This window comes from Microvirga guangxiensis (assembly GCF_900102135.1).
GTDB lineage: Bacteria > Pseudomonadota > Alphaproteobacteria > Rhizobiales > Beijerinckiaceae > Microvirga > Microvirga guangxiensis.
The window spans coordinates 73,321-94,486 of record NZ_FMVJ01000016.1 but is presented as its reverse complement, the minus strand read 5'-3'; the positions used below and the strand labels follow the sequence as shown (position 1 = coordinate 94,486).

The following is a 21,166-nucleotide window of genomic DNA, read 5'->3' as shown; positions in this document are numbered from 1 at the left end:
ATGACAAACTTGAAGGAGGCGCACGATGAACGAGAACGTTCCCGTTGTCTCGCCCGCCTCCTCGCCGGTCGCGCCGCCGCTGCCGAAGCAAGGCTTCATCAAGCTCTCGCCGCTCAACCGGCGCCGTTTCACGAACTTCAAGGCGAACCGGCGCGGCTATTGGTCTTTCTGGATCTTCATGGTCCTGTTCGTCCTGAGCCTGTTTGCCGAGCTCATCGCCAACGACAAGCCGATCCTCGCCTCCTACAAGGGTGAATTGCTCTATCCCGCTTTTGTGGATTACCCGGAGGAGAAGTTCGGCGGCTTCCTGGCGCAGACCGATTATCGCGATCCCGTCATCTCGAAGGAGATCGAGGAGAACGGCTGGCTCCTCTGGGCTCCGGTGCGCTTCTCCTACAACACGCATAATCTCGATCTTCCCGTTCCCGCGCCTGCGCCGCCCACATGGATGCTCACCGACGAGCAATGCCGCCCCATTGCGGAGCGAACAGGCGGCACCGGCTGCAACGACATTGAGTGGAACTGGCTCGGCACGGACGACCAGGGCCGCGACGTGGTGGCGCGCCTGATCTACGGCTTCCGCATCTCCGTGCTGTTCGGCCTGATCCTCGCCGGCATCTCATCCATCGTCGGCATTCTCGCGGGCGCGGTGCAGGGTTATTACGGCGGGTGGATCGATCTCATCGCGCAGCGCTTCATCGAGATCTGGACCGCCATCCCCTCGCTCTACCTGCTCATCATCATCTCGGCCATCATCACGCCGAGCTTCTTCGTGCTCCTCGGCATCCTGCTGCTATTCTCCTGGGTATCGCTGGTGGGCGTCGTGCGCGCCGAGTTCCTGCGCGCCCGAAACTTCGAATATGTGCGCGCCGCACGGGCGCTCGGCCTGTCGAACGCCACCATCATGTTCAAGCACCTCCTGCCGAACGCGATGGTCGCGACGCTCACCTTCATGCCGTTCATCATCAACGGCTCGATCACGACGCTTACGTCCCTCGACTTCCTGGGCTTCGGCCTGCCGCCCGGCTCGCCCTCGCTCGGCGAGTTGCTGGCGCAGGGCAAGGCCAACCTCCAGGCCCCATGGCTCGGCCTCGCAGGCTTCTTCGTGATCGCCCTCATGCTGAGCCTTCTCATCTTCGTCGGCGAAGCGGTGCGTGACGCCTTCGACCCGAGAAAGACGTTCCGATGACAGAGCCTCTGCTTTCCATCCAGGATCTCTCCGTCGCCTTCCGCCAGGGCGAGCGCGACACGCTGGCGGTGGATCGGATTTCTTTCGACATCATGCCGGGAGAGACGGTGGCGCTGGTGGGCGAATCCGGCTCGGGCAAGTCGGTTTCGGCCCTCTCGATCCTGAAGCTTCTGCCTTACCCGTCCGCGCATCATCCTTCTGGAAGGATCCTGTTCAAGGGCAAGGACATGATCGCGGCGAACGAGGACGAGATGCGGCGCGTGCGCGGCAACGACGTCACCATGGTGTTCCAGGAGCCCATGACCTCGCTCAACCCGCTCCACACCATCGATCGGCAGATCGGCGAGATCCTGAAGCTGCACAAGGGCCTTTCCGACAGAGACGCGCGCGCCCGCACGCTGGAGCTGCTGCACCTCGTCGGCATCCGCGATGCGGAGAGCCGCCTGAGCGCTTATCCGCATCAGCTCTCCGGCGGCCAGCGCCAGCGCGTCATGATCGCCATGGCGCTGGCCAACGAGCCCGACCTTCTCATCGCCGACGAACCGACGACCGCGCTCGACGTAACGGTGCAGGCGCAGATCCTGAAGCTCCTCGCCGAACTCAAAGCCAAGCTCGGCATGTCCATGCTCTTCATCACGCACGATCTCGGCATCGTGCGCAAAGTCGCCGACCGCGTCTGCGTGATGCTCAACGGCAAGATCGTGGAGCATGGAACGGTGGCGGAGGTTTTCGGCAATCCTCAGCACCCCTACACGCAAAGACTGCTGGCGGCCGAACCGAAAGGCCGCGCCAATCCGGTTCCTGCGGGCGCGCCGGTGATCGTCGAGGCGGGTCCGATCAAGGTCTGGTTCCCGATCAAGCGCGGCTTCTTTCAAAGGACCGTCGGCCATGTGAAAGCCGTCGACGGCGTTTCCGTGCGCGTGCGCAAGGGCGAGACGGTCGGCGTGGTGGGCGAATCCGGATCGGGCAAGACCACGCTCGGCTTGGCGATCCTGCGTCTCGTGCAGTCGGAAGGCCCCATCGTCTTTCTCGGCAACCGCATCGACGGCCTGCGCTCGCGGGAGATCCGCCCCATGCGCAAGGACCTTCAGGTGGTGTTCCAGGATCCCTACGGTTCCCTCTCGCCGCGCATGTCGGTGGCCGAGATCGTGGAGGAAGGTCTCCTCGTGCAGGACAAGGGCCTGGACTACCGGCAGCGCCGCGACGTGGTCGCAAAGGCCCTGCACGATGTAGGCCTCGACCCGGCCACCATGGACCGCTATCCGCACGAGTTCTCCGGCGGCCAGCGACAGCGCATCGCCATCGCCCGCGCCATGGCTCTGGAGCCGCAATTCATTCTGCTGGACGAGCCCACATCGGCGCTCGACATGTCCGTGCAGGCGCAGATCGTGGAACTGCTGCGCGATCTCCAGAAGCGGCGCGACCTTGCCTACATGTTCATCAGCCACGACCTGAAAGTGGTCCGCGCCCTCGCCAACCACGTGATGGTGATGCAGAACGGCAAGGTGGTCGAGGAGGGTTCGGCGGAGACCATCTTCACCGCGCCGCGCACGGATTACACGCGAGCTCTCTTCGCGGCCGCGTTCAATCTCGAAACAGCCGACGCCAGCACCGTCCGGCAGTGATTGAGAGCCAGGGTCATGCACGCGCATCACCACCATCCGACAGGGCATTCCCACTCCCACGAGGTAGGCCACGGCCGCGCGTTCATGATCGGCATCGTGCTGAACCTTGCCTTCGTCGCCGTCGAGGCCGCTTACGGTTTCATCGCGGATTCCATGGCGCTTCTGTCGGATGCGGGCCATAACCTGAGCGACGTGCTGGGACTTGCCATCGCCTGGGGCGCGGCGATCCTGGCCAGGCGAGCACCAAACGAGCGCTATACCTACGGCCTGCGCTCGAGTTCCATTCTCGCCGCGCTGCTGAATGCGCTTCTGCTGATGGTCGCCGTCGGCGGCATCGTGTGGGAATCCGTACAGCGCCTGATCGAACCCGCGCCTGTTATGGCAGGGACCATGATGATCGTGGCGGGCATCGGCATCGTCGTGAACGGCTTCACCGCCTTCCTGTTCATGGGCGGGCACAACGACCTCAACATCCGCGGCGCGTTCCTCCACATGGTGGCCGATGCCGCCGTGTCGCTCGGCGTCGTGCTCGGCGGTCTCGCCATTCTCTGGACGGGCGCCGACTGGATCGATCCGGTGCTCAGCCTCGTCATCGCCGCCGTGATCGTGTGGGGAACGTGGAGCCTGTTCAGCCAATCGCTCCGGCTCTCGCTCCACGGCGTGCCGCAGGGCATCGCCCTGTCCGAGGTCAGGCAGGCCCTGGCGACGCGCCCAGGGGTCGCCAGCGTCCATCACGTGCATGTCTGGGCCATCAGCACCACGCAGACGGCGCTGACGGCGCATCTCGTCATGCCCGAAGGCCATCCCGGTGACGGATTCCTCGCTGAAACGCTGCACGAGTTGAAGGAGCGCTTCGGGATCGATCACGTGACCCTGCAGATCGAGATCCATGCTCCGGGCCGCCGGGATTACGGCGAATGCCCCCTTGACCGGCATGAGCACCATCACGACCATTCCGGTGCCGGGCACAATCATGAAGGACACCCCCATGGAAATGGGGCATCGCATCTTTCCCCGTAATGCCGTATCACTCGCGCCTCTGACGGCTTGAAGGACCTCAACATGGCTCGTGCTCTCCTCATCGTTCTCGATTCCGTAGGCATCGGCGGGGCCGAGGATGCGGATTCCTACGGCGACGTGGGCGCCGATACCGTCGGGCACATCGCAGAGGCCTGCGCCGAGGGGCGCGGCGACCAGTCGGGCCTGCGGCAGGGTCCGCTTCACCTGCCCCATATGACAGCCCTGGGCCTGGGACTGGCCTGCGAGGCTTCCACAGGCCGCATGCCGCCCAACCTCGCCCCTGCGGGCTCCCTGAAAGGCGCGTGGGGCTACGGCGTCGAGACCTCCAAGGGCAAGGATACGCCGTCCGGCCATTGGGAGATCGCGGGTGTCCCGGTCACCTTCGATTGGGGCTATTTCCCCAACACGGTTCCGGCCTTTCCGGAAAAGCTCACGCGAGCGCTGATCGAACGCGCTCAGCTTCCCGGCATTCTCGGCGACAAGCATGCATCGGGCACAGCCATCATCGAAGAATTCGCCATCGAGCATCTGAAGACCGGCAAGCCGATCTGCTACACCTCCGTCGACAGCGTGCTGCAGATTGCAGCGCACGAACAAACGTTCGGACTGGAGCGGCTCTATGAAGTCTGCAGGATCGCGCGTGAGCTCTGCGATGAATACAAGATCGGCCGCGTGATTGCTCGCCCCTTCCAGGGAACGCCTGAAACCGGCTTCAAGCGCACAGGCAACCGCAAGGATTTCGCGACGCCTCCGCCGTCGGACACGATCCTCGATACGCTGACGAAGGCTGGCCGCGCGGTTGTGACGGTCGGCAAGATCGGCGACATCTTCGCCCACCGCAGCACCGGTAAAGAAGTGAAGCCCAACGGCAATGATGCCTGCCTGTCCGCCGCCATCGACGCCATGAAGGCGCTTCCCGATGGCGGTTTCGTGTTTGCGAACCTTGTCGATTTCGACAGCGAGTTCGGCCATCGCCGCGACATTCCCGGCTATGCGGCGGCGCTGGAGGCCTTCGACCGCCGCGTACCGGAGATCGAAGCCGCGCTGCAAGTGGGCGACATCGTCATCATCACCGCCGATCACGGCAACGATCCCTCGTGGCAAGGCACCGACCACACCCGTGAGCACGTGCCGATCCTCTGCTTCGGCCCCGGCGTGAAGCCTGGCAGTATCGGGCGGAGAGAGAGCTTTGCCGATATCGGGGCGAGCGTCCTGGTGCATTTGGGCCTGAATCCCGGCGGCAAAGGATCGTCTTGGATCTAAGGGCTAAAGCGCGACAATCTTAAGCCGTTGACGACTACGCAACTTTGGCTCAGTCTGCCAAGGATCGTAAGGAGACTTTCCTGACGATCGTTGGGGGAGTCTTCCCGTTCTCGCGTGGAAGATCGTTCAATGAGCACGCCTAACCGCTCGACCCATATCCGGCTCACCTCTCACCCCGAGCCGAATGCAGGCACCATCAAGCATCCGATCCACTGGGGCGCCGAGGACCCGCATGAGCGCGGGCCGATCATCGGCACCGTGACCAATCCCGGCGACCGTAACGTGATCGGCGCCCATGGCGGCTCCTACTCGCTCTATCGGGCGCTGGCGATTTCCGCCCGCGCGCTCAATCCCCTCGCGCGGCCCGACCTGCACAACACGCATCCCACCGCCGAGATCGGCCCGCATCCGCAATGGTTCGAGAAGGGCAGGATCGTTTCGCTCGATCCCTGGGGTCACATGGTCGGCGAAATCTTCAAGGACGAGATCGCGAGCGGCCACGACATCCGACCTTCCATCGCGGTCACGAAAGCGCGCCTCAACATGCCGGAAATCCTCTCCGCCATGGGCGCGAAGCGCCTGAAGGCGGATGGCGGCTTCCTGCATGAATCCGGCGACATCTCGGTGACGAAGATCGCGGTCGATCCCGTGTGGTATCTGCCCGGCATCGCAGAGCGTTTCGGCTGCACCGAAGGCGAGTTGCGCCGCACCTTGTTCGAGCAGACCGGCGGCATGTTCCCGGAACTCGTGACGCGTCCCGATATGAGCGTGTTCCTGCCGCCTATCGGAAACACCACCGTGTACGTAGTGGGCGATGTGGCGCGCCTGAGCGATCCCAAAACGCGCATTGCCTGCCGCGTGCACGACGAGTGCAACGGCTCCGACGTATTCGGCTCCGACATCTGCACCTGCAGGCCCTATCTCGTGCACGGCATCGAGGAATGCGTGAGGGAAGCGCAGAACGGCGGCGTCGGCGTGATCGCCTACAATCGCAAGGAAGGGCGCGCGCTCGGCGAAGTCACCAAGTTCCTCGTTTACAATGCGCGCAAGCGCCAGGAAGGCGGCGATTCAGCCGCCACCTATTTCGAGCGCACGGAATGCGTTGCGGGCGTGCAGGATGCGCGCTTCCAGCAGCTCATGCCCGATGTGCTGCACTGGCTCGGCATCCGCCGCATCGACCGTCTCATGTCCATGTCGAACATGAAGTACGACGCCATCACCGGCTCCGGCATCGAGGTGGTGGAGCGCGTGCCCATTCCCGCGGAGCTTGTGCCCCCGGATGCTCAGGTGGAGTTGGAGGCCAAGAAGGCCGCCGGGTATTACACGCCGGACGGAGCGCCCGATGCGGATGACCTCGACAAGGTGAAGGGCCGGGATCTCGAGCGCTTTTAACCTTCTCCACAACCGGCTGCGCTTGAGAGTGCTGGCCGGCTCAAGACTATGCTATCGCTCTTCCTCATGAAGAGCAGCGGAGCCCTGCGTGACGGACCAGCCGAATTCCTCTCCCGAAACTCAAGCCGCCCGCGAACTTCTGACGGCTTCAGCCGTGCGCGAGCGCTCGCACCAATTGCTGCAAGCCGGGCTTGAGGGCCGCCTGCAGCATTTCACGGTGGACCTGAGCCGTCTCGAGGCCTGCGCCGACGAGGTGGTGTCCACGATCCGCGCGGCTTATCCGTCTCTCGACATCCCCTTCCATGCCCGCTGGCGGCATTTCACGGCTGGAGGCCATGACCGCTGGAATGCGGTGATGCATGGCGCACCCTGGACGAATACCGGCGAGATGGCCCGCTCGGCCTTCGACCTCGCCATCGTCTCCGTGCTGCTCGATGCGGGAGCAGGCCCGCAATGGCGCTATCAGGAGGGCCGTACGGGCGAAACCTATACGCGCTCCGAGGGCCTGGCAGTCGCGAGCTTCGACATGTTCGTAGGCGGCGCTTTCTCCTCAAGGCCCGAAGATCCCTTCCGCGTCGATGCGGATGTGCTCATGGCGCTTACGGCCGAGGATCTGGCCGAGGGCTTCCAGGTCTCGACGGACAATCCGCTCGTGGGCTTGGAAGGCCGCGCCGCGCTTCTGAACCGTTTGGGCCGTGTGGTGGCCACCAACCCGGACATTTTCGGGCAGGTGGACGATCCCCGCCCCGGCGGTCTTGCCGATGTGATCGCAGGAACCGCCGAGGGAGACGCCATCAAGGCAACCGCGATCCTCGATGCGCTCCTCACTTATCTCGGCCCTATCTGGCCAAGCCGCATCACGCTCGGCGGCATCGATCTCGGCGATACGTGGCGCCACCCGCTGGTGGAGGCGCCCGATGTCACGAAAGGGCTCATTCCCTTCCACAAGCTCTCCCAATGGCTCTCCTATTCGCTGATCGAGCCCCTGGAATGGGCCGGCTACACTGTCACGGACATCGACGGGCTCACCGGCCTGCCGGAATACCGCAACGGCGGACTTTTCCTCGACACCAGCGTCATCGCCCTCAAGGACCCGGAGGACGCGAAAACGGCACATGCGGTGGATTCCGTTCTCGTGGTGGAGTGGCGGGCCTTGACGGTTGCTCTTTTGGACCGCATTGCCGATCCCATCCGCGCCCGGCTCGGGTTCAACGCCGAGAATTTTCCCCTCGCGAAAGCGCTCGAAGGCGGCACATGGGCGACAGGGCGCAGATTGGCCAAGGAGAAGCGCGGCGACGGCTCGCCGCCTCTCAGCGTAATCAGTGATGGAACGGTGTTTTGATGATTGAGCCTATGACGACCAAGGAAGGAAAGAGCATGCAAGGCGTAACGGTGGTCGATCATCCGCTGGTTCAGCACAAGCTGACCCTGATGCGCGACAAGGAGCGTTCCACCAAAGGCTTCCGCCAGCTCCTCAACGAGATCGGCATGCTGCTCTGCTACGAGGTCACCCGCGACCTGCCGATGGAGCGCATCGAGATCGAGACGCCGATGACCAAGATGGAAGGCGCGCAGATCGCCGGCAAGAAGCTCGTCTTCGCCCCCATCCTGCGCGCAGGCGTCGGTTTCCTCGATGGCATGCTCACCCTCGTTCCCGCAGCCCGCGTGGCCCATATCGGCCTCTATCGCGATCCGGAATCGCTGCAGGCCGTCGAATATTATTTCAAGGCCCCGTCCGACCTCGCCGACCGCATGGTGCTGGTTCTCGACCCGATGCTCGCCACCGCGAACTCGGCCGTTGCCGCCATCGAGCGCCTGAAGGAGCGCGGCGCGAAGGATCTCCGCTTCGTGTGCCTGCTGGCCGCCCCTGAGGGCATCGAGCGGCTGCGCAGCGCGCATCCCGACGTGCATATCTGGACCGCGTCGATCGACGAGAAGCTCAACGACCACGGCTATATCGTGCCGGGCCTCGGCGATGCCGGCGACCGCATGTATGGAACGCGCTAAAAGCCGTTGCCGTTAGCGCTGTGACACGCCGCAACAGGGATTGATGCCTTGCGCTTCATCGTCGCCGATTGGGGAACGACCCGCTTTCGTGGCTATCTGATCGAGAACGAGACCATTCTCGATCAGGTCTCGTCGGAGGAAGGCGTCTCCGCCTTGCAGAAGGGCGAGCATCGCGGCGTGTTCCTGAAGCATTGCGGACGCTGGCTCGAAGCCGAGCCGAATGCGCCCGTTCTGCTCGTCGGCATGGTGGGCAGCCGCGAGGGATGGGTGGAAGCGCCTTACGCCACCTGCCCTGCCGGTGTGGCGGAAATCGCAAAGGCTCTCATTCCCGTCGAGATCGGCAATGGCCGCAAGGGACACATCATCCCCGGCCTTTTCTGCGAGCCTGCTCCGGGTGCGGCCGATGTGATGCGCGGAGAGGAGACGCTGGTTCTCGGCACCGGCATCGAGAACGGCGTCGTCTGCTCGGCCGGCACGCATCCCAAATGGATTCTCGTGCGCGAGGGGCGCATCGAGCGTTTCGCCACCTATATGACCGGCGAGATGTATGCGCTCATGCTTGAGCATTCGATGATCGGGCGGCCTGCGACGGAGCCTGCCGACCAGAAGGGTTTCGACATGGGCCTCGATGCGGCCCAGCGCAACAGCGGCACAGACGGCGCTGCGCGCGTCGGCCTGCTGCATCTTCTCTTCTGCGCCCGGGCCGCGGTCGTTTCCGGTCGCATGGCGAGCAACCTGCTCGCGCCATATCTCTCCGGTCTTCTTACGGGCGACGAGATCAACGGCGCGCTCGCGCAGTTCGGACGTCCCTCCTCCGTCACCATTCTTGCCGACCACGCCCGCGCGGATCTCTATGTGCATGCCCTCGCGCGTCTCGGCATCAAGACGGAATTGAAGGTTCCCCAACAGGCTCTTCTTGCAGGCCTTACGCGTATCGTGCGCGAGCATTCCCAGAGCTGAACACTCACTCAATCTCTCAGGTCAAAACCCATGCCCCATGCACTTCTTGCCGCGTCCACCGAGCCCTCGCTGCCGATCTGGCTCGTGACGGAACGCACATGGAGCGACATCTCTTCGCAGCTGCCGAAGGCGGCGCAGGGTTTCGCCAAGGCGCAGAGCTTCGAGGGCAAGGCGGGCAGCCATTGCCTTCTGCCGGATGCGGACGGCAATCTCTTCGGTGTCGCCTTCGGCCTTGCAGGCGAGGACGCCAAGCAGCGCGATCCGTTCGCCATCGGCAAGCTGGCGACGATCCTGCCGGACGGCGTCTATCGTTTCGAGAATGACGCGCCCGATGCAACGCTTGCCACGCTCGCATGGATTCTGGGATCCTACGGCTTTACGCGCTACCGCAAGCGCAGCAAAAAATCCGTCCGCCTCGTCACGCCGAAGGGCGTGGACGCGGAGGACGTGACGCGCATCGCCAACGCGGTGTTCCGTAGCCGCGATCTCGTCAACACGCCGACGAACGATCTCGGCCCCGACGGCATCGAGGCGGCTGCGCGTGAGATTGCCGAAGCGCATGGGGCGCGCTTCACCAGCATCGTCGGCGACGATCTGCTGAAACAGAACTTCCCCATGATCCATGCGGTCGGGCGCGCATCCGCCGTCGCGCCGCGCCTCACCGACTTCAGCTGGGGCGACGAGAGCGCCCCGCGCATCACCCTCGTCGGCAAGGGCGTTGCCTTCGACACCGGCGGTCTCGACATCAAGCCGCCCTCCTCCATGCTGATGATGCGCAAGGACATGGGCGGTGCGGCGGCCACGCTCGCGCTCGCGGACATGATCATGGGCGCGAAACTGCCGGTGCGCCTGCGCGTGCTCATCCCTGCCGTCGAGAACTCGATCTCCAGCAACGCCTTCCGCCCCGGCGACATTCTGAACAGCCGAAAGGGCATCACTGTCGAGATCGGCAACACGGATGCGGAGGGCCGTCTCATTCTCGCCGATGCGCTGACGCTGGCGGACGAGGAGAAACCCGATCTCATCGTCGATTTCGCGACGCTCACGGGTGCTGCCCGCACGGCGCTGGGCCCCGAGCTTCCGCCCTTCTACACGGACGATGACGAGCTTGCCCTCGACATCGCGCGCACCGGCATGGAGGTGAACGACCCCGTGTGGCGCATGCCGCTCTGGGCTCCCTACCAGAGCCAGCTCGATTCGAAATATGCCGACATGAACAATGTCGGCGGCCCCATGGCAGGCTCGATCACGGCAGCCCTGTTCCTGCGCCGCTTCGTGTCGGAGGCCAAGGCGCATGTGCATTTCGACATCTTCGCCTGGAACCCGTCCACCCGTCCCGGCCGGCCGGAGGGCGGCGAGGTTCAGGCGGCGCGGCTGATATATGCGCTCCTGAAGAAGCGCTACACGCTTTAAGCATAGCGGAAGAGACAGGTTGCATCGTTCTCTACGACCGAGAATAATCCGGATCCGGAACGACCGGTGCGATCATGGCTGTCGAGTTGCGTGCGCTTCAATCCCTGAAACTCTGGCATGACGTGCATCTCGCCCTCGTGCATCAGGGCGGCGACCTCTCGTCACGCCAGATCGCCGTTCTGCTGACGATCTACCTTGAAGCGCCGCCGCATACGGTGCGCGGCCTTGCCAGAAAGCTCAACGTGACGAAAGCCGTCATCACCCGTGCTCTCGACACCCTCGGCAAGCTCGACCTCGTCTCCCGCCGCCGGGATGAGGCGGATCGGCGCAACGTCATCATCCAGCGCACGGTCGCTGGCGCTCTGGCCGTGGAACGGCTAGGAGACACCATTACCTCCCGAGCCAAGGAGCTGCCCCGATGAGTTTCGACCGCCGCATCACCCCCTTCCGCGCCGATCTGGCGGATGAGAGGCTTCGCGGGCAGGTCGATTCCGAGCGCTTCACGACGGGCACGCTCAAGCGCGTCATTGCCGCCTACGCGCCCCTGCACCGCCACCCTTCGCGGGAGGCGCCTGTCGACACGCAGGCGATCTTCGGCGAGGCCGTGACCGTCTATGACGAGCACGAGGGCTGGGCCTGGGTGCAGCTGCACGACGACGGCTATGTCGGCTATCTGCCGAGCGTCGTGCTAGGAGAGCCGGGGCCGCATGCAACGCACAAGGTCGCATCGCTGCGCACCTTCATCTATCCGGGTCCGAACCTGAAGCTGCCGCACACCGACCTTCTCACCATGAACTCGAAGGTCGCCGTCATCGCCACGCAGGGTGACTACGCGCAGATTGCCGATGGCGGCTGGGTCTATGCCGCGCATCTCGCCAGCCTCGATGCACGCGAGCCAGATTATGTGGGCGTCGCCGAACGCTTCCTGCACACACCCTATCTCTGGGGCGGCAAGACGAGCCTCGGCATCGACTGCTCCGGTCTTGCGCAGACCGTGCTGATTGCCGCCGGCATCGCGGCACCGCGCGACAGCGACATGCAGGAACAGCAGCTCGGAACCGCTATCGAAGTGAAGCCCGATCTCGGCGGCCTCAAGCGCGGCGATCTCGTGTTCTGGAAAGGCCATGTGGGCCTGATGATGGACGAGACGAACTTCATTCACGCCACCGGCCACAGCATGACCGTGATGATCGAGCCTCTCGCCGTTGCGGAAGAGCGCATCCGCACGAGCAGCTACGGCCCGATCAGCTCCATCAAGCGCCTGTAAGCTCCCATGCAATACCTGCCCGACCTGTCCGTTCTGCTCGTGGCAGGTTTCGGCGTCTTTCTGATTGCCTTCATGAAAGGCGCTTTCGGCGGCGGGCTCGCCATCATCGGCATTCCCGTTCTGTCGATGGTCATGGACCCGATCAGCGCCGGCGCTCTGCTCGCGCCCCTCTTCGTGCTGATGGATGCGATGGCGCTGTATTACTGGCGACCGAGCACATGGTCGAAGATCGACCTTGCTTTGCTCCTCCCCGGCCTCGCCTGCGGCACAGCCATCGGCTTTCTGCTTCTGAAGGTGATGGACAGGAACCTCGTTGCCATCGTCATCGCCACCATCACGCTGGCTTTCACAGCCTTATGGTTTCGCGGTGGCGGCAGGATCGTTCAACAACCGCGCTCGAAAGTGAAAGCAGTGGTTGCGGGAACCGCCTCGGGCATTTCATCCATGATGGCCCATTCCGGCGGCCCGCCTGTCGCCATGTATCTTCTGCCGCTCGGTCTCTCGAAAGCGATCTACGCCGGAACGAGCAGCAGCTTCTTCGCGGCTGGCAACCTGATGAAAGCGGCGCCGTGGCTCGCGCTTGCAAAGCCCGATGCGGAGCTCTGGACCCTGATGGCCCTATGCCTGCCCTTCATCCCGCTGGGTGTCTGGGTCGGTTTCAGGCTGCATCAGCGACTTGACCAGAAGCAGCTTTACCGCCTCTGCTACGCGCTGCTCACATTGACGGCGCTGAAGCTGTTGTGGGACGGGTTGCGCGGCTATGGGGTGCTGTAGCCCTCAATAGCCCCGCACCCGATCCACCACGTTCTCGAACGCCTCACCCGCCTCATAGCGAAGAATCTGCTTGGCAATGTAGCGAGCCGTCGCCTCAGGCTCGCTCACGGCCGAGTTGTGCGGCGTGACTGTCACGCGCGGGTGCGACCAGAGCGGAGAATCCTCAGGCAGCGGCTCCTTCTCGAATACGTCGAGCGTCGCGGCCTTGAGTGTGCCGTCGTCGAGACATGAAAGGATGTCGGTTTCGATCTGCAACCCACCACGTCCCGCATTGATGAGGATCGGGCCGCCGAGCCTGCCGTCATGCGCAAGCTTTTTGAACAGGCTGCGGTTGAGAATGCCGCGCGTGTCAGGCGTGAGCGGAATGAGCGCGATGAGAATATCGGTACGCGCGAGAAACGCGTCGAGCTCGCTTTCGCCCGAATACACCTTGAAGCCATCGACGCTTTTCGGCGTGCGGCTCCAGCCTGCCACGTCGAAGCCCATCATCTTGAGCTTCACTGCTGCATCCTGGCCAAGAACACCGAAGCCCATGATGCCGACGCGCACGTCCGATGCAATCGGCGGCGAACGATCCGGCTCCCAGCGCTTCTCGCGTTGAGCCTGCGCGAAGCGCGCATGATCGCGCAGATACATGAGGCAATGCATGACCATGTATTCGCTCATGCGATAGGTTAGGTCGTCCTGCGCCACGCGCACGATCGGAACGTCCGGGAGGTTGGGATAGCCCATCAGATGATCGACGCCGGCGCCAAGGGAGAACAGCGCCTCGAGATTGGGGAGATTGTCGAGGCTTCCCGGCTTCGGTCCCCAGGTGGCAGCGTAGCGGATTTTGCTTCCGTCGAAATCCTCACCGAGAACGGCAATCTCGCGCCCGGGCAGATGGCGCTTGAAGCGCTCGACCCAAGGCTGCGTTTCCCAGGTGACAGCGACGAGAAGGCTCACGATTTGACTCCAATACGGTCGAGGATCATCGGTCCGGGCTCAACCTTCGCATCGCCCAGGGTGTAGGCCGCGCGCACCATGCGCTCGGCGGCCTTGGCAGCTTCTTCGCTGCGGGCATGCACGATGGCAAGCGGGCGATCAGCATCGACGCTCTCGCCGATCTCGGCAAGATGGGTGAGGCCGACCGCATGGTCGATGGCATCCTGCGGACGGGTGCGCCCGCCGCCGAGCGCCACAACGGCAACACCCACATCGCGGGTGGCGACCTTTTGCACGATGCCGGAGCGCTCTGCATGGATCGGCCGGACAATGGGCGCTGCGTTCAGATGCGTGTGGTGGCGCTCCACAAAGTCGGAGGGACCGCCGAGCGCCGTTACCATGCGCTGAAATACCTCTGCCGCCTTGCCGGAGGAAATCGCCTCCTCGATCTTCGCACGCGCTTCGACGATGTCAGCAGCGAGTTTGCCGAGCACGAGCATCTCAGCAGACAACTCCACCGTCACTTCATGGAAGCGCGCTTCGCGCTTCCGGCCTGTCAGGTAATCCACCGCGTAGGCCATCTCCACCGCGTTGCCTGCGGCGGATGCGAGCGACTGGTCCATGTCCGTCAACAAGGCGCTCGTGGGCAAGCCCGCTCCATTGGCGACGAGCACGAGGCTCTCCGCGAGAGCACGCGCATCGTCGGCATTGTCCATGAACGCTCCGGAGCCGAACTTCACATCCATCACAAGGCCATGAAGACCGGCGGACAGCTTCTTCGAGAGAATGGACGCAGTGATGAGATCGATGGATTCCACCGTCGCCGTCACGTCGCGGATGGCATAGAGGCGCTTGTCGGCAGGCGCGAGATCCGCCGTCTGGCCGATGATGGCGCAACCGACCTCGCGCGTGACACGGCGGAAGGTGTCGATATCGGGCTGCGTCACGTAACCCGGAATGGAATCGAACTTGTCGAGGGTGCCACCCGTATGGCCAAGGCCGCGGCCGGAGATCATCGGCACGTAGCCGCCGCAGGCGGCAACTGCCGGGCCGAGCGCAAGGCTCACCGTGTCGCCGACGCCGCCCGTAGAGTGTTTGTCGAGCACGGGCCCCGGAAGATCCCACTTCAGCACCTCGCCTGAATTCATCATGGCGCGCGTCAGCGCCACACGCTCCGGCACGGAGAGGCCGCGAAAGAAGATCGCCATGGCAAAGGATGCCGCTTGGCCTTCAGACACGTGGCCGGAAGTCAGGCCTTGGATGAAGTGATGAATCTCTTCGTCTGCGAGCGTTGCGCCGTCGCGCTTGCGGCGGATGATTTCCTGCGGAAGAAGGGTCATGATTCAGTATGCTCCGGTGGCAGCCTGGCCTGCCCGTCCTTCGATGGCATCGACAAGTGTGTCATAGACGCTGCTCGCGCCAATGCGGAAGGTCTGCGGCGTTGCCCAGCCTGCACCCATGATGCGGTCGGCAAGATCGAGATAGAGTTTTGCGTCAGCCACCGTGCGGATGCCGCCCGAAGGCTTGAGGCCCACATTGCGGCCGGATGCCTTGATGGCGTTGAGCATGATCTCAGCCGCTTCAGGCGTCGCGGAAACGGGTGTCTTGCCTGTCGATGTCTTGATGAAATCGGCACCGGCATCGATGGCGAGGCGGCTTGCCGTTTCGATCAGCTGCGCATCCTTCAACTCGCCGGTTTCCAGGATGACCTTCAGAAGCCGTCCCTGATCGACGAGGTCGCGCACGGCTTCGATCATCTCTGCGGCGATCGTGATGTCGCCACGGCGCATGGCAGCGTAGGGCAGAACGAGGTCGATTTCGTTAGCGCCGTCGGAGAGCGCTTCCTTCGTGTCGTCAGCCACGCGATCCACATCCTCGCCGCCGGCGGGGAAATTCACGACTGTCGCAATGCGCACGGGTGAACCCCTGAGGTTTTCCTGAGAGCGCTTCACGAATTGCGGCCAGACGCAGACGGCGGCCACAGGACCGAGCGGATTGAGCGCCTTCTTGCAGAGCGCGTCGATGGCCTGATCGGTGCAATTATCCGTCAGGTCGGTGAGATCGAGGCAGCGCAGAGCGCGCTGGGCAATTGCTGCGTCAGACATGTCTTAAAGCTCCGCAACGAAGGAACGAATGAGGCGCTTGAACTTCTCGGAGGCTTCCGCCGCGGTGTCCTTGGTCTCCTGATGCGAAGGGGAAGCGCCCTCGATGCCGGCGGCGAGATTGGTGACGACGGAAATCGCAACAACCCGCAGGCCGTAATAGCGCGCGAGGATCACCTCCGGCACCGTGGACATGCCGACGAGATCGCCGCCAAGGATCTGCACCATCTTGATCTCTGCTGGCGTTTCGAAGCTCGGGCCGGAGAGCCACGCATAGACGCCCTCCGGCAGATCGATGCCGCTCTTCTCCGCGGCGCGCTGAAGAACCTCGCGCAAGGCGGGATCGTACGCATCGGTGAGCGAAACGAAACGGCCTTCCGTGTGATCGCGCAACAGCGGGTTCGCGCCGGAGAGATTGAGGTGGTCGTTGATGGCGACAAGACTTCCCGGGCGGATCGAGGCGCGCACGGAGCCTGCGGCATTGGTGGCCGCCAGCACGGGAATGCCGAGCTCTTTCACGAAAGCCACGGGCAGGCGCATCGCGCCTGCATCGCCGGTTTCGTAGTAATGTGCGCGGCCCTGGAACAGGAGAACGCGCTTGCCCTCAAGCGTACCGGCGACGAGCTTGCCCGCATGGCCGGACACGCCGCTTTTCGGGAAATGCGGAATGTCGGCATAAGCCAGGCTTACGGCATCGCTCAGTTCATCGACAAGAGTACCGAGGCCGGTGCCGAGCACGAAGGCCGCATCGAAACGGCCCTCGAAGCCGCGGGCACGCACGAACTGGACTGCCTCTTGAACATTCTGTTGCATGACAAGCCTCTTATCTGTCTGTCAGGTTGTCCGGCCCGAACGAAAAGGGCAGCAACTCTTCAAGGGTGAAGCTCTTGCGGATGCCTTCGGGACCCGCGATGTGAATCCTGGTATCAGGCGAGGCGAACTCCCGGATACGCTGGCGGCATCCTCCGCAAGGGGTGACGAGATGCTCGCCATCGCCGATCACGACGATCTCACCGATGCGGCTTCCGCCGCCTGCGATCATGGCTGAAATGGCTCCTGCTTCGGCGCAGGAACCCACGGGATAGGCCGCGTTCTCCACGTTGCAGCCGGTGAACACCTGTCCCTCCGGCGTCACGATGGCAGCGCCGACCTTGAAGCGGGAATAAGGCACATAGGCCCGCGCCTGAATTGTCTTGGCCGCTTCGAAGAGCGTGTCGAGGGAAGCCATGTCAGCGCTCCTTCACATAAGGCACACCGGCCGCGCGCGGGGGAATGGCCTTACCGATCACCCCGGCGAGCAGGATGACCGTCATGAGATAGGGCAGAGCTTGAATGGCCTGCACCGGTATCTCGCCGATGCCGGGCAGCGAGAAGCCTTGCAGCTGGTTGGCGATGGCATCGAGAAGGCCGAAGAGGAAGCAGGCTCCGAGCGCCGGCCATGCGCGCCACTTGGCGAAGATGAGCGCCGCGAGGGCGATGAAGCCGCGTCCCGCCGTCATGTTGGGCAGAAAGCCTGCCGCCTGCGCGACCGAGAGATAGGTGCCGCCGATGCCGCACAGGATGCCGCCGATGACGACGGCCGAGTAGCGCAGGCCCGCCACCGAAATGCCGGCCGTGTCCACCGCCGCCGGGTTCTCGCCGACGGCGCGCAGGCGAAGGCCGAAGCGCGTGCGGCCGAGAACGAACCAGGTGACCGGCACCGCCAGAAGCGTCACATAGACCAGCACCGAATGGCCGAAGACGAAATCGCCGAAACGCTGGTCGCCTTCCAGCGGCGGCGTGCGTCCGCCCTGCCCGTACCACGCATTGCCCACGATGGCTGTGAGGCCCGCTGCCAGCATGTTGATGGCGACGCCGGACACGATCTGGTTGCCGCGCTGGCTGATGGAGGCGAAGCCGTGGATGAGCGCGAAGGCGATGGATGCGAGAATGCCGAAAAGAAGTCCGACCCAGGCGGAGCCGAACGCATAGGCGGCGGCAGCAGCGGCAGCGGCAGCCACGAGCATCTTGCCCTCGAGGCCGATATCGACGACGCCCGAGCGCTCCGACCAGAGGCCCGCGAGGCATGCGGCGAGCAGCGGAATCGAAAGGCGCAGCGCCGAGTCGAGGATTGTGGCGAGAATACCGAGATCCATGATCATGCTCCCGCCAGCTTCGGACGCGACAGCAGATGCGCCACGAGACGGCGGAAGAGGCCGTCCAGAGCGCCCGCAAACAGAATGATGATGCCCCCGATCACCACCACCATGTCGCGGGTGATGGCAGGCTGCTCGAAGGCGAGTTCCGCGCCGCCCTGATAGAGAATGCCGAACAGGAGCGATGCCAGGATGATGCCGACCGGATGCGCGCGCCCCATGAGCGCGACGGCGATACCGACGAAGCCGTAGCCGGAGGTGAACTCAAGGAGCAGGCGGTGCTGATAACCCATCAGCTCGTTGACGGCCAAGCCGCCTGCGAGCGCGCCCGAGAGCACCATGGCGATGATGATGATGCGCGCCGGCGAAATGCCCGCATAGACCGCAGCCGTGGGATTGGAGCCGACGACGCGGATCGCGTAGCCGAGACGCGAGCGGTAGATCAGCAGCCAGATCAGATAGGCCGAGATCAACGCCAGCACGAGAGTGAGGTTGAGCTGCGAGGCCGGAATGGTCACGCCGAACCAGGCGAACACATCATGCATGAAGGGAATCTGCGAAGCCTCGGGGAAGGCGCGCGTTTCCGGGCTCATGGATTGCGGCTCGCGCAGCACGTTCACGAGGAGATAGACGATCAGCACGCTTGCGAGCCAGTTGAACATGATCGTGGTGATCACGATGTGGCTGCCGCGCTTGGCCTGCAGGTAACCGGGGATCGCAGCCCAGGCCGCGCCGAAGGCGGCGGCCGCGAGAATGCCGATGGGGATCAGCAGGAAGCCCGGCAGGAACGGGAGGTTGTTGAGCGCGAGCGCGATGCCTAATCCCGCCAGCGTCGCCTGGCCTTCGCCGCCGATGTTGAAGAGGCCCGCGTGATAGGCCACCGCCACCGCCAATCCGACGAAGATGAAGTCCGTCGCGTAGAACAGGGTGAAACCAAGCCCCTCGCCCGTGCCCAGACTGCCCTGAAGCAGATAGCGTGTCGCCGTCAGCGGATTCTCGCCGATGCTGAGCACCACGAGGCCTGCGATCAAAAACGCTGTGACGACGGAAACAGCGGGGACGAGAATCGTGTCGGCCCATTTGGGCATTTCGATGGGAGCACTCACGTCGAACTATCCGGCAGAAACAGGTGGCCCTGTTCGTCGATGGGGAATGAGGGATTCCAGGCAACCTCCCAGAGGTGCCCGTCAGGATCGGCGAAATAACCCGAGTAGCCACCCCAGAACACATCCTGCAACGGCTTCACGGGACGCGCGCCCGCGGCGATGGCGCGGGCATACACGTCGTCCGCCTCACTTTTGGAACGCGTATTGTAGGCAAGTGTGATGGCGGCAAAGCCGGTGGGCTTGTCCTCGACACCGGCATCCTTGGCGAGATCGGCACGTCCGAAGAGCGCGAGGGCGAGCCCGTTCGCCTGATAGAACGCGACGCTCGGCTGGCTGGCGGACGATGCCTTCCAGCCCCAGGATTCGTAGAAGGTGCGTGACTTTGCCAGATCCGCAACACCCAGCGTGACGAGCGACAATCGCGGCTGCATCAGGCGGCCTCGTCCGTCACGCCGGCCATGAGCAGGCCGAGATCCTGCTCATTCGTCTCGGACGCCTTGCGCTCGCCGGTGATCTTGCCGCCGCACATGGTGAGAATACGATCCGACAGATGCATGATTTCATCGAGCTCCACCGACACCAGCAGAATGCCCACGCCCGCATCGCGCAGCGCAATGAGACGGCGATGGATGAACTCGATGGCGCCGATATCCACGCCGCGCGTCGGCTGGCCGACGAGGAGCACCTTCGGATTCCGTTCGATCTCTCGCGCCAGCACGATCTTCTGCTGATTGCCGCCGGAGAAGTTCGATGTCTTCAGGCGCGGCGCAGGCGGGCGCACATCGTATTGCTCCATCTTCCTGGCGAGATCGGCGACGAGACGATCGTGATCCAGGATGGGGCCGCACCCGAGCTGCGGTTCTTCGCTGAAGCCGAGGATCGCGCTCTCGAAAGCGGGGAACGCCGGGACGAGCCCCATGCGCAGCCGGTCTTCCGGTACATGCAGCAGCCCGAGCTTGCGCATCTGATGCGGATTATGGTCGGCAGCGCCGATATTCTGCCCCTCGAAGCGGACGGAGCCGAGCACAGGGCGGCGCATGCCCGCAATGGCTTCGAGAAGCTCGCTCTGCCCGTTGCCGGCAACGCCCGCAATGCCGACGATCTCGCCCGCATGAACGGTGAGCGAGGCATCGGCGACGCGCAGCACGCCGCGCGCATCGACGACGGACAGGTTCTGAACCTCGAGCATGGGAGCGCCCGGCGCCTTCTCGGTCTTCTCGACGCGCAGCAGCACGCGGCGTCCCACCATCAGCTCGGCGAGTTCGGGAGGCGACGTGTTCGCGGTCTCGACGGTCGCCACCATCTCGCCGCGTCGCATGACCGATACGCGATCGGTGATCGCCATGATCTCGCGCAGCTTGTGGGTGATGAGAATGACGGTCTTGCCCTGCTGCTTCAGCGAACGCAGCAATTCGAACAGCGCATCGGCCTCAGGCGGGGTGAGCACGGCGGTGGGCTCGTCGAGGATGAGAGTGTCCGCACCGCGATAAAGGGCTTTGAGAATTTCAACGCGCTGCTGGAGGCCGACGGAGAGTTCGGCGACGGTGGCATCCACGTCGATCTCGAGGCCGTAATCCTTGGCCAGCCGCGCAAGCTCCTTGCGGACCTTGGCCTCGCCTGCGCGCAGCATGGCGCCGCCTTCGGCGCCGAGCATTACGTTCTCGACCACGGTGAGCGGCTCGACCAGCATGAAGTGCTGGTGAACCATGCCGATGCCCGCATTGATCGCATCGTTGGAGGAGCGGATCCGGGTCGGCTTCCCGCTCACGCGGATCTCGCCGGAATCCGCCTCGTAGAAGCCGTAGAGGATCGACATGAGTGTCGATTTGCCTGCACCGTTCTCGCCGACGATGCCGTGGATCGTACCGCGCTCGACACTCAGGTTCACATCCTTGTTGGCGTGAACAGCACCGAAGCTCTTGTTGATGGCGATGAGTTCAATGGCGGGAGACATCGGCCTCTAGGGGTTGTCCGGCACGGAAGAGAAGG

21 protein-coding genes are annotated in these 21,166 nt (G+C 63.9%); 12 read left to right on the top strand and 9 right to left on the bottom strand.

Annotated features, from left to right (window positions below):
• Positions 1 to 25 precede the first annotated feature (25 nt).
• The 12 genes from BLP10_RS20700 to BLP10_RS20645 all read left to right on the top strand — a co-directional run bounded on the left by BLP10_RS20700 (position 26) and on the right by BLP10_RS20645 (position 12,910).
• Positions 26 to 1,189, top strand: a complete 1,164-nt coding sequence (locus BLP10_RS20700; protein ID WP_091138998.1) for an ABC transporter permease — start codon at positions 26 to 28, stop codon at positions 1,187 to 1,189.
• Positions 1,186 to 2,814 carry an ABC transporter ATP-binding protein gene (locus BLP10_RS20695; protein ID WP_091138995.1) on the top strand — a complete coding sequence of 543 codons (1,629 nt, stop codon included), beginning with the start codon at positions 1,186 to 1,188 and terminating at the stop codon, positions 2,812 to 2,814. The genes BLP10_RS20700 and BLP10_RS20695 overlap by 4 nt, the downstream gene beginning before the upstream one ends.
• A 15-nt stretch (positions 2,815 to 2,829) precedes the next feature.
• Positions 2,830 to 3,834 carry a cation diffusion facilitator family transporter gene (locus BLP10_RS20690; protein ID WP_091138993.1) on the top strand — a complete coding sequence of 335 codons (1,005 nt, stop codon included), beginning with the start codon at positions 2,830 to 2,832 and terminating at the stop codon, positions 3,832 to 3,834.
• A gap of 42 nt (positions 3,835 to 3,876) precedes the next feature.
• Complete coding sequence (locus tag BLP10_RS20685; protein WP_091138991.1) at positions 3,877 to 5,097, top strand: phosphopentomutase; 1,221 nt, start codon at positions 3,877 to 3,879, stop codon at positions 5,095 to 5,097.
• A gap of 129 nt (positions 5,098 to 5,226) precedes the next feature.
• Positions 5,227 to 6,489, top strand: coding sequence for a GTP cyclohydrolase II (locus BLP10_RS20680; protein WP_091138988.1), 1,263 nt, complete (start codon positions 5,227 to 5,229; stop codon positions 6,487 to 6,489).
• An 88-nt stretch (positions 6,490 to 6,577) separates the two neighbouring features.
• The gene (locus BLP10_RS20675) at positions 6,578 to 7,831 is read left to right on the top strand and encodes a URC4/urg3 family protein (RefSeq protein WP_091138985.1); all 1,254 of its coding nucleotides are present in this window, start codon (positions 6,578 to 6,580) and stop codon (positions 7,829 to 7,831) included.
• Between the two features lie 35 nt (positions 7,832 to 7,866).
• The gene (gene upp / locus BLP10_RS20670; RefSeq protein ID WP_091139039.1) at positions 7,867 to 8,496 is read left to right on the top strand and encodes a uracil phosphoribosyltransferase; all 630 of its coding nucleotides are present in this window, start codon (positions 7,867 to 7,869) and stop codon (positions 8,494 to 8,496) included.
• Positions 8,497 to 8,544: 48 nt separating this feature from the next.
• Positions 8,545 to 9,456 (top strand): 2-dehydro-3-deoxygalactonokinase, encoded by a 912-nt coding sequence (locus BLP10_RS20665; protein ID WP_175493989.1) that lies wholly within the window; start codon positions 8,545 to 8,547, stop codon positions 9,454 to 9,456.
• Between the two features lie 30 nt (positions 9,457 to 9,486).
• Positions 9,487 to 10,869 carry a leucyl aminopeptidase family protein gene (locus BLP10_RS20660; RefSeq protein WP_091138981.1) on the top strand — a complete coding sequence of 461 codons (1,383 nt, stop codon included), beginning with the start codon at positions 9,487 to 9,489 and terminating at the stop codon, positions 10,867 to 10,869.
• A gap of 74 nt (positions 10,870 to 10,943) precedes the next feature.
• Complete coding sequence (locus BLP10_RS20655) at positions 10,944 to 11,291, top strand: MarR family transcriptional regulator (RefSeq protein ID WP_091138979.1); 348 nt, start codon at positions 10,944 to 10,946, stop codon at positions 11,289 to 11,291.
• Positions 11,288 to 12,136, top strand: coding sequence for a C40 family peptidase (locus tag BLP10_RS20650; RefSeq protein WP_091138976.1), 849 nt, complete (start codon positions 11,288 to 11,290; stop codon positions 12,134 to 12,136). The genes BLP10_RS20655 and BLP10_RS20650 overlap by 4 nt, the downstream gene beginning before the upstream one ends.
• 6 nt (positions 12,137 to 12,142) lie before the next feature.
• The gene (locus BLP10_RS20645) at positions 12,143 to 12,910 is read left to right on the top strand and encodes a sulfite exporter TauE/SafE family protein (protein ID WP_091138973.1); all 768 of its coding nucleotides are present in this window, start codon (positions 12,143 to 12,145) and stop codon (positions 12,908 to 12,910) included.
• A gap of 3 nt (positions 12,911 to 12,913) precedes the next feature.
• On the opposite strand, the gene BLP10_RS20640 is transcribed toward BLP10_RS20645, so the two are convergent.
• From BLP10_RS20640 to BLP10_RS20600, 9 genes are read right to left on the bottom strand one after another with little or no spacing between them, the layout of a single operon-like run.
• Positions 12,914 to 13,855: a 2-hydroxyacid dehydrogenase gene (locus tag BLP10_RS20640; RefSeq protein WP_091138972.1), complete on the bottom strand. Its 942-nt coding sequence runs from the start codon at positions 13,853 to 13,855 to the stop codon at positions 12,914 to 12,916.
• Positions 13,852 to 15,174, bottom strand: a complete 1,323-nt coding sequence (deoA, locus tag BLP10_RS20635) for a thymidine phosphorylase (protein ID WP_091138970.1) — start codon at positions 15,172 to 15,174, stop codon at positions 13,852 to 13,854. The genes BLP10_RS20640 and deoA overlap by 4 nt, the downstream gene beginning before the upstream one ends.
• A gap of 3 nt (positions 15,175 to 15,177) precedes the next feature.
• Positions 15,178 to 15,939: a deoxyribose-phosphate aldolase gene (gene deoC / locus BLP10_RS20630; protein WP_091138965.1), complete on the bottom strand. Its 762-nt coding sequence runs from the start codon at positions 15,937 to 15,939 to the stop codon at positions 15,178 to 15,180.
• A gap of 3 nt (positions 15,940 to 15,942) precedes the next feature.
• Complete coding sequence (locus BLP10_RS20625; RefSeq protein ID WP_091138960.1) at positions 15,943 to 16,749, bottom strand: purine-nucleoside phosphorylase; 807 nt, start codon at positions 16,747 to 16,749, stop codon at positions 15,943 to 15,945.
• A gap of 10 nt (positions 16,750 to 16,759) precedes the next feature.
• On the bottom strand, positions 16,760 to 17,164 hold the full coding sequence (locus BLP10_RS20620) for a cytidine deaminase (RefSeq protein WP_091138957.1): 405 nt from the start codon (positions 17,162 to 17,164) through the stop codon (positions 16,760 to 16,762).
• Between the two features lies 1 nt (position 17,165).
• Complete coding sequence (locus BLP10_RS20615) at positions 17,166 to 18,071, bottom strand: ABC transporter permease (protein ID WP_091139036.1); 906 nt, start codon at positions 18,069 to 18,071, stop codon at positions 17,166 to 17,168.
• 2 nt (positions 18,072 to 18,073) lie between these two features.
• Positions 18,074 to 19,159 carry an ABC transporter permease gene (locus BLP10_RS20610; protein ID WP_210183648.1) on the bottom strand — a complete coding sequence of 362 codons (1,086 nt, stop codon included), beginning with the start codon at positions 19,157 to 19,159 and terminating at the stop codon, positions 18,074 to 18,076.
• Between the two features lie 14 nt (positions 19,160 to 19,173).
• Positions 19,174 to 19,608: a VOC family protein gene (locus BLP10_RS20605; RefSeq protein WP_091138952.1), complete on the bottom strand. Its 435-nt coding sequence runs from the start codon at positions 19,606 to 19,608 to the stop codon at positions 19,174 to 19,176.
• A complete protein-coding gene (locus BLP10_RS20600; protein WP_091138950.1) occupies positions 19,608 to 21,131 on the bottom strand; it encodes an ABC transporter ATP-binding protein in 1,524 nt (507 codons plus the stop codon). Before BLP10_RS20600 ends, BLP10_RS20605 begins: the two co-directional genes overlap by 1 nt.
• Positions 21,132 to 21,166 lie beyond the last annotated feature (35 nt).